The organism is Halopseudomonas yangmingensis, assembly GCF_900114825.1.
Lineage (GTDB): Bacteria > Pseudomonadota > Gammaproteobacteria > Pseudomonadales > Pseudomonadaceae > Halopseudomonas > Halopseudomonas yangmingensis.
Map to the genome: position 1 here is coordinate 169,076 of NZ_FOUI01000004.1, position 13,142 is coordinate 182,217.

At 57.7% G+C, this 13,142-nt stretch carries 12 protein-coding genes; 8 read left to right on the forward strand and 4 right to left on the reverse strand.

Going from position 1 to position 13,142, the window contains the following annotated elements:
- Nucleotides 1–165: 165 nt before the first annotated feature.
- The gene (locus BMZ23_RS06125; protein ID WP_245748137.1) at nt 166–1,185 is read left to right on the forward strand and encodes a GGDEF domain-containing protein; all 1,020 of its coding nucleotides are present in this window, start codon (nt 166–168) and stop codon (nt 1,183–1,185) included.
- Here the strand turns inward: BMZ23_RS06125 and BMZ23_RS06130 are convergent.
- From BMZ23_RS06130 to BMZ23_RS06140, 3 genes are all read right to left on the reverse strand, one after another.
- Nucleotides 1,176–1,604 carry a DUF411 domain-containing protein gene (locus tag BMZ23_RS06130; protein ID WP_093474101.1) on the reverse strand — a complete coding sequence of 143 codons (429 nt, stop codon included), beginning with the start codon at nt 1,602–1,604 and terminating at the stop codon, nt 1,176–1,178. The genes BMZ23_RS06125 and BMZ23_RS06130 overlap by 10 nt on opposite strands.
- A gap of 92 nt (nt 1,605–1,696) precedes the next feature.
- A complete protein-coding gene (locus tag BMZ23_RS06135) occupies nt 1,697–2,899 on the reverse strand; it encodes a benzoate/H(+) symporter BenE family transporter (RefSeq protein WP_093474104.1) in 1,203 nt (400 codons plus the stop codon).
- A gap of 150 nt (nt 2,900–3,049) precedes the next feature.
- On the reverse strand, nt 3,050–5,293 hold the full coding sequence (locus tag BMZ23_RS06140) for a TonB-dependent receptor domain-containing protein (RefSeq protein WP_093474107.1): 2,244 nt from the start codon (nt 5,291–5,293) through the stop codon (nt 3,050–3,052).
- A gap of 212 nt (nt 5,294–5,505) precedes the next feature.
- On the opposite strand from BMZ23_RS06140, the gene BMZ23_RS06145 reads away from it, so the two are divergent.
- Nucleotides 5,506–6,417: a LysR family transcriptional regulator gene (locus tag BMZ23_RS06145; RefSeq protein WP_177197232.1), complete on the forward strand. Its 912-nt coding sequence runs from the start codon at nt 5,506–5,508 to the stop codon at nt 6,415–6,417.
- On the opposite strand, the gene ppsR is transcribed toward BMZ23_RS06145, so the two are convergent.
- Nucleotides 6,410–7,228 (reverse strand): posphoenolpyruvate synthetase regulatory kinase/phosphorylase PpsR, encoded by an 819-nt coding sequence (gene ppsR / locus BMZ23_RS06150; RefSeq protein ID WP_093474113.1) that lies wholly within the window; start codon nt 7,226–7,228, stop codon nt 6,410–6,412. The genes BMZ23_RS06145 and ppsR overlap by 8 nt on opposite strands.
- A 137-nt stretch (nt 7,229–7,365) precedes the next feature.
- Here ppsR and ppsA point away from each other — a divergent pair, with 137 nt between their 5' ends.
- The 6 genes from ppsA (at nt 7,366) to BMZ23_RS06180 (ending at nt 13,105) form a co-directional block, all read left to right on the forward strand.
- Nucleotides 7,366–9,735 carry a phosphoenolpyruvate synthase gene (gene ppsA, locus BMZ23_RS06155; protein ID WP_093474116.1) on the forward strand — a complete coding sequence of 790 codons (2,370 nt, stop codon included), beginning with the start codon at nt 7,366–7,368 and terminating at the stop codon, nt 9,733–9,735.
- A gap of 19 nt (nt 9,736–9,754) precedes the next feature.
- Nucleotides 9,755–10,240, forward strand: a complete 486-nt coding sequence (rraA, locus tag BMZ23_RS06160; protein ID WP_093474119.1) for a ribonuclease E activity regulator RraA — start codon at nt 9,755–9,757, stop codon at nt 10,238–10,240.
- Between the two features lie 96 nt (nt 10,241–10,336).
- Complete coding sequence (locus tag BMZ23_RS06165) at nt 10,337–10,591, forward strand: hypothetical protein (RefSeq protein WP_093474122.1); 255 nt, start codon at nt 10,337–10,339, stop codon at nt 10,589–10,591.
- Between the two features lie 10 nt (nt 10,592–10,601).
- A complete protein-coding gene (locus tag BMZ23_RS06170) occupies nt 10,602–11,423 on the forward strand; it encodes a mechanosensitive ion channel family protein (RefSeq protein ID WP_093474125.1) in 822 nt (273 codons plus the stop codon).
- 24 nt (nt 11,424–11,447) lie between these two features.
- On the forward strand, nt 11,448–12,038 hold the full coding sequence (sigX, locus tag BMZ23_RS06175; RefSeq protein WP_093474128.1) for an RNA polymerase sigma factor SigX: 591 nt from the start codon (nt 11,448–11,450) through the stop codon (nt 12,036–12,038).
- Between the two features lie 86 nt (nt 12,039–12,124).
- A complete protein-coding gene (locus BMZ23_RS06180; protein ID WP_093474131.1) occupies nt 12,125–13,105 on the forward strand; it encodes an OmpA family protein in 981 nt (326 codons plus the stop codon).
- The last annotated feature ends 37 nt before the right edge of the window (nt 13,106–13,142 follow it).

Below are 13,142 nucleotides of genomic sequence, written 5' to 3' on the forward strand. Positions count from 1 at the left end.
ACACTTCAGCTTCTTTTCAGTTTTGTGATACAGGTCTTTGAATATAAAGGCCTGCTGCTATCATTCGCTAGGGTGAGGGTATATACTCGCGAGTAAAGTACGCCTGAGATACGTCTTTCTGGCGTCAACAAAAAGACTTTGCCGGCCTTATCCATGCGAGGGTCCATGAGCGAGTTTTGGATTCGCCTGAAAAACGATTTTCAGTTGTCGATCATCATGATGGTCGCGCTGGTTTCCTTCGTCGGTATTACACCCTATGCCATTTTCCGCCTGATAGAAGGTAATTGGCTGGTTGGTGTCGTCGATAGTTTTTTGGTGCTCTGTACGCTGGCTTGTGTGCGATATGCCTGGGTTAGTGGCGATACGATAAAACCTGGGCATTTTCTGGCATTGGTGTATTCCGCCGGCACAGTTCTGGTGGCTATTAACCTAGGTGTAAATGGCCTTTTCTGGTTCTACAATCTGATCCTGTTCAACTTTTTCGTTGTCCCTCCGCGCCAGAGCCTGATCGCCACCATGAGCGCGTTGCTGGCGATCTGCGCCTATGGGTTGGTATATCCGGGCGAAGTATTTGAAAGCCACTACCAGATGGGTTCCTTTGCCGTAACCAGTTCGCTGGCCAGTCTGTTTGCTTTTGTGTTTGCCTACCGTGGCCGTCGTCAGCGCGAGCAACTGAATCTGCTGGCTACGCTGGACCCGCTGACGGGTGCCGGTAATCGTCGAACCATGGAGCGAGAGCTGGCAATTGCGATGACCGAACAGAAGCGTTACGGGCATACCTATGGACTACTCTTGCTGGATCTGGATAACTTCAAGCAGATCAATGATCAGTATGGGCATAAAGCGGGCGATACTGTGCTGAAGGAGTTTGTTGCGATACTGGATCGGGTCAGCCGTACTTCAGACCGGTTGTTCAGGCTTGGAGGGGAGGAGTTTGTACTGCTGTTGCCCAAGGTAGATCAGGCGGGGCTGGAACGGGCCGCCGAACATATTCGCCAGTCGGTAGAGCAACAGTTGCGTAGTCCGGGTGGTCGGGTCACCGTTTCTATCGGTGGTTGCCTGCTTCATCGCGGTATAACTGATTGGCCAAGCTGGCTGCATGAGGCGGACGAGTGCCTGTATGCAGCCAAGCGTGGCGGTCGCAACCGCCACGTGCTTAGCCCTTTGCCGGTTGATCAGGGGTAACTGGCAAACACTTTTGCGCGCTTTTTCCTGTCCAGTGCGATGACATCATAGGCATCCACGCGGTTGCCTATTTCCATCCCCGGCGAGCCTACCGGCATACCCGGTACGGCAATCCCCAGAAGGTTGTCTTGCTCCAGCATGCGCTGGATGTCGGTGGCTGGTACATGACCCTCGACAAACTGCCCGTTGATCACGCCGGTGTGGCAGGACGCCAGCTCACCCGGTACACCCAGCTCTTGCTTGACGCTGCGCATGTCGTCGCGAATGTGATCGGCAACGCTGAAGCCGTTGTCCTTAAGATGGTCGATCCAGGCAGTGCAGCAGCCGCAGTAGGGGTCGCGGTATACGTCGATGTGTAGCGGGTCGGCCGCCTGGGTCAGACCAGATACCAGCAGCAGGGGAAGCAGCAGTTTTTTCATGGGATTATCCTCAATTGAGCGGCCGTAATCAGTCATCCGAACGCGCTGTATTGGTTAAAGCCTACGCAGTTGGATGGCAGGTCGCAACCGACTCATTGTCGCAGCAATTGTCGTTGCCGCAACCGCTGCAAGCCCAGCCACAGCAGACCCACCAGCAAGCCCCAGCAGGGTGCGGCAAGACCGCCTGCGGATACGCCCGAGGCGGTGACCATAAAGGTCAGTAGCGCTGCATGGCGTTGCTCACTGTTGTGCATCGCCTGCGACAGCCCACTGCCGATGGTGCCCAACAGTGCCAGTCCGGCGAGGGTGCTGATCAGACTGCCTGGCAGATGCAGCAGCAAGCTACCCAGGCTGCCGGCAAACAGCGCAATCGCCAGGCAGGCCACTCCAGCCCATACGCAGGCCATATAACGCCGACGAGGGTCGGCATGTGTCTGCTCGCCGGTACACAGGGCCGCAGTAATGGCGGCCAGGGTCATACCGTGATTGCCAAAGGGCGCCAGCAGCAGGGACATCAGACCACTGCCCAGTAATACGCCGCGAACTGGTGGACGGTATCCGTCGGTTTGCAGAACCGCCAGCCCCGGCAGGTTCTGTGCGGTCATCGCCAGTAAATAAAGAGGCAGAGCCAGACTGAACAGGGCCTGCACACTGAACTGCGGGGTTTGCCAGACCGGCTGCGCCAACTGCCAGTTGATACTGCCCAGTTCCAGGCGGCCCTGCTGACCGGCTATCAGCAAACCGGTCAGCAGGGCCAGCGGAATGGCCAAGCGCGGTGTCCAGTGGCTGCATAACAACCAGACAGCCAGCATTGGCAGAACCAGCCAGCTGTCTGCGGCACCAGCCAGGAAAACCTGTGTGCCCAACTGGAACAGGATGCCGGCGAGCAGCGCGGCTGCCAGTGTAGACGGTAATCGTCTGGCCAATCGGGTGAGTGGCGTGAACAACGCGCTCAGAATCACCAGCAGACCACTGACCAGATAAGCGCCGACGGCTTCGGCAAAGGCGATGCCCGGCAGGTTGACGGCCAGCAGCGCAGCGCCGGGCGTTGACCAGACCAGCAGCAGTGGCAGGCGATAATGCAGTGACATCAGAAGTGATCCAAGCCCCATGCCGACAGATACGGCCCACACCCAAGAGGTTGTCTGGGCTGCATTCAGTCCTGCGGCCTGTGCCGCTTGGATGATCAGAATCAGTGATCCGGCATAGCCGGTAAAGACCGCCAGCAGTCCGGCGCTAAGGGCGCTCAGGCTATGGTCGTGGCGAAGGGAGACGGTCTGGGGCGGGGTATACATGGTACAGGCCGGAGCAGTTGACGGTCTGCTAAAGACTACTGCTGCAGATTATTTCTGTCGCCGTACAGCTAGCCTGTTGCCGGGCGCAACAGTTTATGCAGAGGCGGCCTGCAACGCCCGCAAGCGGGGCGTTGCAGGCCGTAGCAGGGCTTAGAACTCGTAAGTCGCCGACAGCCACAGGCGACGCCCTTCCTCCAGGGTGCCATCGGTGGATTGGCCGGTCTGGATGTAGTTCGATACCCAGGCTGTTGTGCCTGTGTTGGTGGTGTAGAAGGTGCCTTTGGTGAAGTCCTTGTCTAACAGGTTGTAGAGTGCGGCGTTGAAATTGAGCTGCTCGGTGGCGCGGAATGAGCCGCCCAGGTGAAAGACCTCGTAGGCCTTGAGATCGCCGGCCTGGTCATACAGGGCCTGGTTGGCGGCCGACAGGTTTTCGTAGCGATCGGTAAAGCGCTCGCGCTTGCTGCGGTATTCGCCCTTGAGCCAGAGTGATGCACGGCTGTTCAGGTCCCAGTTCAGGCGTGCCGCGAGCAGGTGCTTTGGTGTGTTGGTCAGCGCCGCGCCACGGTTGATGCCGCTCTTTTGTTCACTCTCGGTCAGGGTGTAGTTGGCACTCAGGCTCCAGGCCGGCGCAAACTGCCATTTGCCCGCAATTTCCACACCCTGGGTCTCGGCCTTGCCGATGTTGGTGCTTTGTGCGTATTCAGCCTGGGTAAAACCTGGCCCAAAGCTGATGCAGCCCGGCAGGTTTGCCGGTACTGACGGGTCTGCCGAGAAGCAGTTTGGCAACGGCGTGCCATCGTCTATCTTGTCCTTGAAGCGATTTTGGAACAGCGTGAGGTTGGCATTGAAGCTGTCCAGGTTGTCGTAATAGATACCGATTTCGGTATTGGTGGTGATTTCCGGATCCAGGCTTGGGGTGCCTATGGTGAGCGTTGCGCCCTGGGCGGTGACACCACTGATGCCGTCATGCAACTGGTTCAGGGACGGCGTTTTATAGCCGCGGCTTACACCGCCCTTGAGGGTCCAGTTATCGGTGGTATTCCATACCAGGTAGGCGCGCGGACTGATATGACCGCCGAACGCGTCGTGGTTCTCGTAGCGCCCGCCCAGAGTCAGGGCCAGATCATCGCGCAGGCGCCATTCATCTTCGGCAAACACTGACCAGGAGGTTTGCTGGAAGCGTTCGTCGGCAATCCCGTCCTTCACTTCAGCGTCCCACCACTGCACGCCAATAGTGGTGACATGCCGGTCGATCAGCGCAGTGGTCAGTTTGCTGTCGAGGATCAGGTCGGTTGACTTGAGTTCACGATCAGCGCCGATAATGATGCCGGGAAAGCCTGCGTAGGACTGGCCGATCGGTGTGCCGGGAATGGTCCGGCCGAGGGTTTCGGTAACGTTGCGCGTCAGGCTGCTGCTCAGCTGACCGAAGGCCAGTCTGGCGTTGTGACCGGCCACCAGCTGGTTACGACTGAAGCGCAGTTGGTCCTTGTAGCCGTTGGCACGCAGCGGCGCGCTGCCGGTACATCCGGTACTGGCGTTGCCGCCGCTTCTGCCGTCAAGGTTGCCTAGCTGGCATTCATCGTTGTTATAGGTCTGCAGGCCACGCTCGACATCCAGGTAGAAATCCTGAGCATCAGTTGGCGTAAGGCTCAGACGTGCGCCGGCGACGAAGTTGTCGCCTTCTACTGGTGCTGCACCACGGCGGCTAACAGTACTGCCGTTACTGAATTCAAGATCAGAAGCCTGCCGGTCGTAGTAGCTGCCACGCAAGGCAAGTCCCAGCAGGTTGTCAACCAGCGGGCCGCTGGCATACAAGGTTGTGCGGGTGCTTTCGCCGTAGTCGCTGTTTTCCTGAAAAACGTGGTCAATTGTGGCGCTGGCGCCCCATTCGGCGGCAACTTTTTTGGTGATGATATTAATTACACCGCCCATGGCATCCGAGCCATACAAGGTGGACATCGGCCCACGGATGACCTCGATGCGCTCAATTGCCGACATAGGTGGCATAAAGCTGGTGGCTGTTTCACCAAAGCCGTTGGGTGTGACATTTCCGGCGCTGTTCTGTCGGCGGCCGTCGACCAGGATCAGCGTATATTCACTGGGCAGGCCTCGCAGGCTGATGTTCAAACCGCCTGTCTTCCCGGTACCCTGGCGTATATCTACACCTTCAATCCCATCCAGCGCCTGGGCCAGGTTGCTGTAGCGGTTCTGACGCAGTTGTTCTGCGCTGATCACACTGATACTGGCCGGCGCGTCAGTGATTTTCTGTTCGAACCCGGCGGCGCTTACCACGGTATCGGCCAGTCGCACAGGCGTGCCATTGTTGGCCATGGCGATGCTGCTAGCGAGCAGGCCGATGCTGCCGGCTAACAATGCTGTGGTGTTCTTGCTCATGAGGGCTCCTGTAATTCGGTTTGGCAGATTTAATGAGTAGAATTTTCGGATGAGAAATCTACTCATTTGCATGTCTTGCTGCCAGCTATCCCTCGGGAACACCGTGTTCAAGTAAATGGAACGGTATTTCATTTGGTACTGGTTATCATTTGCAATAGAATGCAACGCAATTGAATGATCTCTTTAAGAGACAAAAACCGGGGCTGTTTTCTGTGTTTGATCTGAATGATCTGGAAGTCTTTGTGGCTGTTGTGGAAGAGGGTGGCTTGACACCTGTCGCAGCGCGACTGGGTGTGCCCAAATCAACTTTAAGTCGGCGTATTTCGCAGCTTGAAGAAAGACTGGGGCAGCCGCTGCTGCTTCGACAGTCAAACCGGATGCTGGCGACAGAGGCCGGTTGCCTGTTCCATCGCTACAGTCGTCAGATGCTCGATCTTGCCGACCAGAGCCGGATTGCGCTGGATGAATTGCGTGGCAGCGTAAGTGGTGATGTGCAGTTGAATATCCATAATGCATTCGAGCGGGGTTGGTTGCCTGCTCTGCTCGAGCAGTTTGTGCGTGAGCATCCCCGGCTGCGCTTGCAGGTGGTGCCCAGTGCAGCACCTCCGGCTGCGCTGCAATCCGGTCAGGCAGATTTATGGTTGTGGTTGGGTGATTGCAGTGATCAGGCCATGCGTTGCGAACGGCTGGGTGAGTGGTCGGTAGGCTTATATGCCAGCCCGGCCTATCTGCAAACGCATGGCAAACCGCGCCAGCCGTCCGATCTGCGTGCACATGCCTGGTTTGATATGTTGCGATGCGGTGGCGAGAGCCTGACCTTGCAGCATGTACAGCAGTCTGATCTGTTAGCCAGCACGCCGCGCCCGACGATATGTACTTCCAGCCTTGGCTTGCAGTTTGATGTCATACGCCGCGGCCAAGGGGTGGGCGTTTTGCCGGACTGGTATGCTCAGCGCGCCGAAGCGGCACATCCCGGAAGTCTGGTGCGCTGCCTGGAGGCATGGCAGGCGCCAGCGATGCCTGTAAACCTGCTGTATAACCATGGTCGCTTGCCACGTAAACTCCTGGCATTACTGGAGTGTCTGCGCAGCAATAGACCTGTGGAATGGGCGGTGGTTATTTGAGACGCCGCTCTATGCCTTTTTCCACCAGAATTTTGGCGGAAATTTCCTCTACCGAGAAGTGTGTGGAATTGATGAAGGAAATGTTTTCCTTGCGGAACAGGTTTTCAACTTCGCGTACTTCAAATTCGCATTGTGAAAAGCTGGCATAGCGGCTGTTCGGTCGCCGTTCGTTACGGATGCTGGCAAGGCGGTCAGGCTCGATGGTCAGGCCGAACAGCTTGTCCTTGAATGGGCGCAGGCTGGCAGGGAGTTGCAAGCGCTCCATGTCATCTTCGGTCAGCGGGTAATTGGCGGCGCGGATGCCGTATTGCAACGCCATGTACAGGCAGGTCGGCGTCTTTCCGCAGCGGGACACGCCAATCAGGATGATGTCGGCATCCTTGTAGTGATGCGTACGGGCGCCATCGTCGTTGTCCATGGCGTAGTGAACGGCATCAATGCGGTCCTTGTAATGGCCGTTGTGCTGGATCGAGTGCGACTTGCCTACTGAATAGGACGAACCGTGGCCAAGCTCCTGTTCCAGCGGTGCCAGAAAAGTAGCGAAAATGTCCAGGGTGTAGCCGTTGGACTCGGCCAGTACCTCGCGAATGTCGCTGTTTACGACAGTATCGAAGATGATTGGTCGAACCCCGTCACGCTCGGCAGCTGCATTGATTTGTTGTACCATGTCCCGCGCTTTTTCCACGGTATCCACATAGGGCCGCAGCAGTTTACTGAACTGCACGTTCTCGAACTGCGACAGCAGACTCTGGCCCAGTGTTTCGGCAGTGATGCCGGTGCCGTCGGATATGAAAAAAGCGGTGCGTTTCATCGGCGAAGCCTTAAGATGTGGTGTGTGCCCGTATACGAGCCGCACGGGCTCGTCCGGCATTGTGGCGCATTTGCGCCTGTCCGACCAGACAGTGTGCAGAGGTGCCGCCCGATTCATTGCAATACGGAGAGATCACCTTGCAAGAGTACGTAGTGTCATTCGAACACCTGGGTGTCGGAGATGTGGAGCGGGTAGGCGGCAAGAATGCCTCGCTGGGCGAAATGATCAGCAACCTTGCACATGCTGGCGTATCGGTTCCCGGCGGTTTTGCTACCACTGCCCAGGCCTACCGTGACTTTCTCGAGCAGAGTGGTCTCAACGAACGTATTCACGCAGCCCTCGACAGTCTGGATGTGGATGACGTCAACGCGCTGGCCCGCACTGGCGCACAGATCCGCCAGTGGGTGATGGACGCCGAGTTCTCCCCGGAGCTGGACGCAGCGATTCGTCAGGCTTTTGCCGAACTGAGCGCCGGCAACGACAATCTGGCGGTTGCCGTGCGTTCCTCGGCCACCGCCGAGGATCTGCCGGATGCCTCCTTTGCCGGTCAGCAGGAAACCTTTCTGAATATTCGTGGCGTGGACAATGTGATCCGTGCCGCCAAGGAAGTTTTCGCCTCCTTGTTCAATGATCGCGCGATTGCCTATCGCGTACATCAGGGCTTCGACCACAAGCTGGTCGCGCTGTCTGCCGGTGTACAGCGCATGGTGCGCTCGGAAACCGGTACTGCCGGGGTGATGTTCACCCTGGACACCGAATCCGGTTTCCGTGATGTGGTGTTTATTACCGGCGCCTATGGCTTGGGTGAAACCGTGGTGCAGGGTGCGGTCAACCCTGACGAGTTCTATGTACACAAGCCGACACTGGAAGCCGGTCGCCCGTCGATCCTGCGCCGCAACCTCGGCAGCAAGGCGATCAAGATGGTCTATGGCGAGGAGGCCAGTGCCGGCCGCTCGGTAAAGACCGTGGATGTCGACCCGGCAGAGCGCGCGCGTTTCTGCATCAGCGATGAGGAAGTGGTCAGCCTGTCACGCCAGGCGCTGATCATCGAGAAGCACTATGGCCGGCCGATGGATATCGAGTGGGCCAAGGACGGGGATGATGGCAAGCTGTATATCGTCCAGGCCCGTCCGGAAACCGTGAAGAGCCGTGGCAACGCCAATGTGATGGAGCGCTACCTGCTCAAGGAAAAAGGCAAGGTACTGGTCGAGGGGCGTGCCATTGGTCAGCGTATCGGCTCGGGCCCGGTCAAGGTGATCCACGATGTGTCCGAGATGGACAAGGTGCAGCCCGGCGATGTGCTGGTCTCCGACATGACCGACCCGGACTGGGAACCAATCATGAAGCGCGCCAGCGCCATCGTTACAAACCGTGGCGGGCGTACTTGCCACGCGGCGATCATTGCCCGCGAACTGGGCATTCCGGCGGTGGTTGGCTGTGGTAATGCCACCAGCGAACTGCAGGATGGCCAGGAGGTCACGGTGTCCTGCGCCGAGGGCGATACCGGTCTGATTTATGCCGGCAAGCTGTCCTTCGATATCCGTACCAACAGCGTCGATGCCATGCCGCCGCTGCCGTTCCAGATCATGATGAACGTCGGCAACCCCGACCGCGCCTTTGATTTTGCCAACCTGCCGAATGCCGGCGTGGGTCTGGCGCGCCTCGAGTTCATCATCAATCGCATGATTGGGGTGCACCCCAAGGCGCTGCTGAACTTTGCCGGTCTGCCGGCGGATGTGCGTGACAGCGTCGAGAAGCGCATCGCCGGATACCCCGATCCGGTCGAGTTCTATGTCGATAAGCTGGTCGAGGGCGTCAGCACCCTGGCGGCGGCCTTCTGGCCGAAAAAGGTCATCGTGCGTCTGTCGGACTTCAAGTCCAACGAGTACGCTAACCTGATCGGCGGTCGTCTGTACGAGCCGGAAGAAGAAAACCCGATGCTCGGCTTCCGTGGCGCCTCGCGCTACATCAGTGACTCCTTCCGCGACTGCTTCGAGCTGGAATGCCGGGCGATGAAGCGGGTGCGCGACGAGATGGGTCTGACCAATGTCGAGATCATGGTGCCCTTCGTACGTACCGTTGGCGAGGCGGCTCAGGTGGTCGAATTGCTGGCAGAGAACGGCCTGAAGCGCGGTGAAAACGGCTTGCGGCTGATCATGATGTGCGAGCTGCCGGCCAATGCGCTGTTGGCCGACGAGTTCCTCGAGCACTTCGACGGCTTCTCCATCGGCTCGAATGACCTGACCCAGCTTACCCTGGGGCTGGACCGTGATTCCGGCATCATTGCCCACCTGTTCGATGAGCGGAATGCGGCGGTGAAGAAACTGCTGTCGAATGCCATTGTGGCCTGTCGCAAGGCCGGTAAGTACATTGGTATCTGTGGTCAGGGTCCGTCGGATCACCCGGATCTGGCCAAGTGGCTGATGGAGCAGGGCATTGACAGCGTGTCGTTGAACCCCGATTCGGTGATGGATACCTGGTTCTTCCTTGCCGAAGGCCAGAAGTGAACAGCACAAGGAGATTCCCATGCAGCACTATGTAACCCCGGACCTGTGTGACGCCTACCCGGATGTGGCGGTGGTCGATCCGATGTTCAGCAACTTTGGCGGGCATGATTCCTTTGGCGGTCAGATCGTCACAGTGAAGTGCTTCGAGGACAACTCGGTGGTCAAACAGCAGGTCGAGCTGGATGGCCGCGGCAAGGTTATGGTGGTCGATGGCGGCGGCTCGCTGCGTCGTGCCCTGCTTGGCGATATGCTGGCCGAGAAGGCCGCGCAGAACGGCTGGGAAGGCATCATCGTCTACGGTTGTGTGCGTGACGTTGATGTGCTGGCACAGACGCCGCTAGGTATCCAGGCGCTGGCCAGCCACCCGATGAAAACCGACAAGCGCGGTATCGGTGATCTGAACGTGGTGGTGGCCTTTGCCGGTGTGACCTTCCGTCCGGGCGAGTATGTGTATGCCGACAACAACGGCATCATCGTCTCGGCTGAACCGCTGAGCATGCCCTGAAACACTTGCTGATAGCCTTCGTGAGCGGCCGGATGGTGACACCATTCGGCCGATTTGCGTCAGAACGCTGTATCCACTGAAACGGAGGCTGCGGTAATGGACGATCCCATTGAAGCCCGTTTGCGCGAACTGTTGCGTGAACCCGGGACGCAAGACAACCTGACCAGAGACACTGATAACCGGCTGGAGCGGGTATTGCACAAGGCTCACGTGCAAGGTGGTGTGCTGGATCTGCTTAATCTGTTTACCCGCTGGGGGTGGGTGCTGGGTGAGGGCGTTTCTCGTGGTATGCGTCACAGGGAGCCACAACGGCGTAGCGAACCCTCCGATCATCCGCATGACAGCCATTGAGTGAATCGATATGGAACTGAATAGCTGGGGACAAAGCTTTATCAATGCGATGACCACCCTGTGGTCAAAAATTGCTTCTTTCATACCCGATCTGCTGGCAGCGCTGTTTATTGTGCTGCTGGGCTTTGTCATTGCCCGCGTGCTTGATGCGGTACTCGGTAAGGGGCTGGCCAAGCTGGGGCTGGATCGGTTGATGGCTGGCGCTGGTGTTACCCGGCTGCTGGCCAGAATCGGTATACGTATGCCGGTGTCGGCACTGGTTGGCAAGATCATCTACTGGTTTGTTGTGCTGACCTTTGTTGTGTCCGCTGCCGAGACCCTCGGGCTCGGGCGGGTTTCCGCAACGCTGGATGCCTTTACCCTGTATTTGCCCAAGGTGTTTGGCGCGGCGCTGATCCTGCTGGCCGGCTTGCTTTTGTCGCATCTGGCGAACGGGGTGGTCAAGGGTGCAGCCGAAGGCATGGGGATCGACTATGCCGCCGGTGTCGGGCGCTTTGTGCAGGGCTTGCTGGTCATCATCACGGTATCGCTGGTGATTGGCCAGTTGCAGATTGAAACTGCACTGCTGAATACCGTGATTGCCATTGTACTGGTGTCCTTTGGCGCGGCGGCGGCATTGGCGCTCGGGCTTGGTAGCCGCGAACTGGTCGCGGAAATCATTGCCGGTGTCTATGTGCGGGAGATCTACACAGTCGGCGATCGCATCCGTGTTGATGAGCTGGAAGGAGTGATCGAGGAGATCGGCACGGTCAAGACCCAGTTGCTTACCGACGAAGGCCAGATTGTCTCGGTATCCAATCGCAGCCTGATTAACCGGCAGGTGTCACGCTGAAGAGCGTGGCACCAGGTAACTCCAGTGTCCGAATCGGCCCTCACACGCAATCGCTATAATCCCCGCGAGCTCAGTGATGAGGAGCTCGTGGAGCGGGCGCGCCATGAATTACTGCACACCACGCTGGCCTACGAGGAGCTGATGCGGCGCTATCAGCGTACCTTGTTCAATGTGTGTGCACGATATCTGGGTAATGAGCGAGATGCCGACGATGTAACCCAGGAAGTCATGCTGAAAGTTCTGCACGGTCTTCGTAACTTCGAGGGCAAGTCACGTTTCAAGACCTGGCTGTACAGCATCACCTATAATGAGTGTATTACCCAGTATCGCAAGGAGAAGCGCAAACGGCGCCTGCTGGATGCGCTGTCGCTTGATCCACAGGAAGAGGTTGTACAGCCCCGAGAGTCGATACCCGCGGCCAGCAAGGGGCTGGATGCTCTGCTGGTTAACGTGAATCCGATTGACCGGGAAATTCTGGTACTGCGCTTTGTGGCGGAGTTGGAGTTTCAGGAAATTGCAGAGATTATGCATTTGGGGCTAAGCGCCACCAAAATGCGCTACAAACGTGCGCTTGATAAACTTCGCGACCAATTGGGCAACCCTTTTAGTGAATAGTTTTGTTGCGCTTGTTAAATTTTTGCTATAATGAACGCCGAGTTACAGGTGTAACCACCATCCTTATGGATAATATGGGGAATTATATGAAACTGAAAAACACTGTGGGTCTCGTTGTTGGTGCTGCCCTGGCAGCCTCCACCATGCCTGTCATGGCTCAGACTGCCGGCAGCGTCGAAGTTGAAGCCTTTGCCAAGCGCTACTTCACCGACAGCTTCCGTGACCTGAACGACGGCGCCCTGGTGGGCGGCGCTATTGGTTATTACCTGACCGATGACGTGCTGTTGAATGTTGGCCTGGGTACTTACCGTAACCTGCGCACCGAAGAGCGCTTTGGCGCTGACAACAAGCGTGAAGATATCGACGGTCGTCTGTCGCACGTTGAAGCTGTATATCACTTCGGTGAAGGTAATTTCCGTCCGTACGTTTCCGGTGGCCTGGCTCACCAGGAGCTGGATCAGGTTGGCAAGAGCAACCGTGATCGCACCACCATGGCGCTGGCCGGTTTCGGTGTGAAGAACTACCTGAACGAGAACTTCTTCCTGAAGGCCGGTGTTGACGTAGCTTACGGTTTCGACCACAGCAACACTGAGTGGATGGCTGGCGTAGGCCTGGGCCTGAACTTTGGTGGCAAGGCTGCTCCGGCTGCCGAGCCTGCACCGGCTCCGGTTGTTGCTCCGGCACCGGCTCCCCAGCCTGAGCCGCAGATGCAGGCTGTTCGCGTTGAGCTGGATGTGAAGTTCGATTTCGATCGTGACAGCATCCGCCCTGAGTTCCGTCAGGACATCCAGAGCCTGGCTGAGTTCATGAAGACCTATCCGTCGGTCACCACCACTGTTGAAGGTCACACTGACTCCGTCGGTTCTGACGTATACAACCAGCGTCTGTCCGAGCGTCGTGCCAACGCTGTGCGTCAGGCTCTGATTGCTGAAGGTGTTGACGCTTCCCGTGTCAGCGCTGTTGGTCATGGCGAAGCTCGCCCGATCGCAGACAACGCTACTGACGCCGGTCGCGCCATGAACCGCCGTGTTGAAGCGGAAGTTGAAGCCAAGGTTCAGGTTCGCTGATACCTTGCTTTGAATAAAAAAGCCGGCCCAATGGGCC

What these genes read in the sequence shown, in the direction of transcription:
- BMZ23_RS06125 (WP_245748137.1), top strand. Translation starts at nt 166, where the DNA reads ATGAGCGAGTTTTGGATTCGCCTGAAAAACGATTTTCAGTTGTCGATC.
- BMZ23_RS06130 (WP_093474101.1), bottom strand. Translation starts at nt 1,604, where the DNA reads ATGAAAAAACTGCTGCTTCCCCTGCTGCTGGTATCTGGTCTGACCCAG.
- BMZ23_RS06135 (WP_093474104.1), bottom strand. Translation starts at nt 2,899, where the DNA reads ATGTATACCCCGCCCCAGACCGTCTCCCTTCGCCACGACCATAGCCTG.
- BMZ23_RS06140 (WP_093474107.1), bottom strand. Translation starts at nt 5,293, where the DNA reads ATGAGCAAGAACACCACAGCATTGTTAGCCGGCAGCATCGGCCTGCTC.
- ppsR (WP_093474113.1), bottom strand. Translation starts at nt 7,228, where the DNA reads ATGAAACGCACCGCTTTTTTCATATCCGACGGCACCGGCATCACTGCC.
- rraA (WP_093474119.1), top strand. Translation starts at nt 9,755, where the DNA reads ATGCAGCACTATGTAACCCCGGACCTGTGTGACGCCTACCCGGATGTG.
- BMZ23_RS06165 (WP_093474122.1), top strand. Translation starts at nt 10,337, where the DNA reads ATGGACGATCCCATTGAAGCCCGTTTGCGCGAACTGTTGCGTGAACCC.
- BMZ23_RS06170 (WP_093474125.1), top strand. Translation starts at nt 10,602, where the DNA reads ATGGAACTGAATAGCTGGGGACAAAGCTTTATCAATGCGATGACCACC.
- BMZ23_RS06180 (WP_093474131.1), top strand. Translation starts at nt 12,125, where the DNA reads ATGAAACTGAAAAACACTGTGGGTCTCGTTGTTGGTGCTGCCCTGGCA.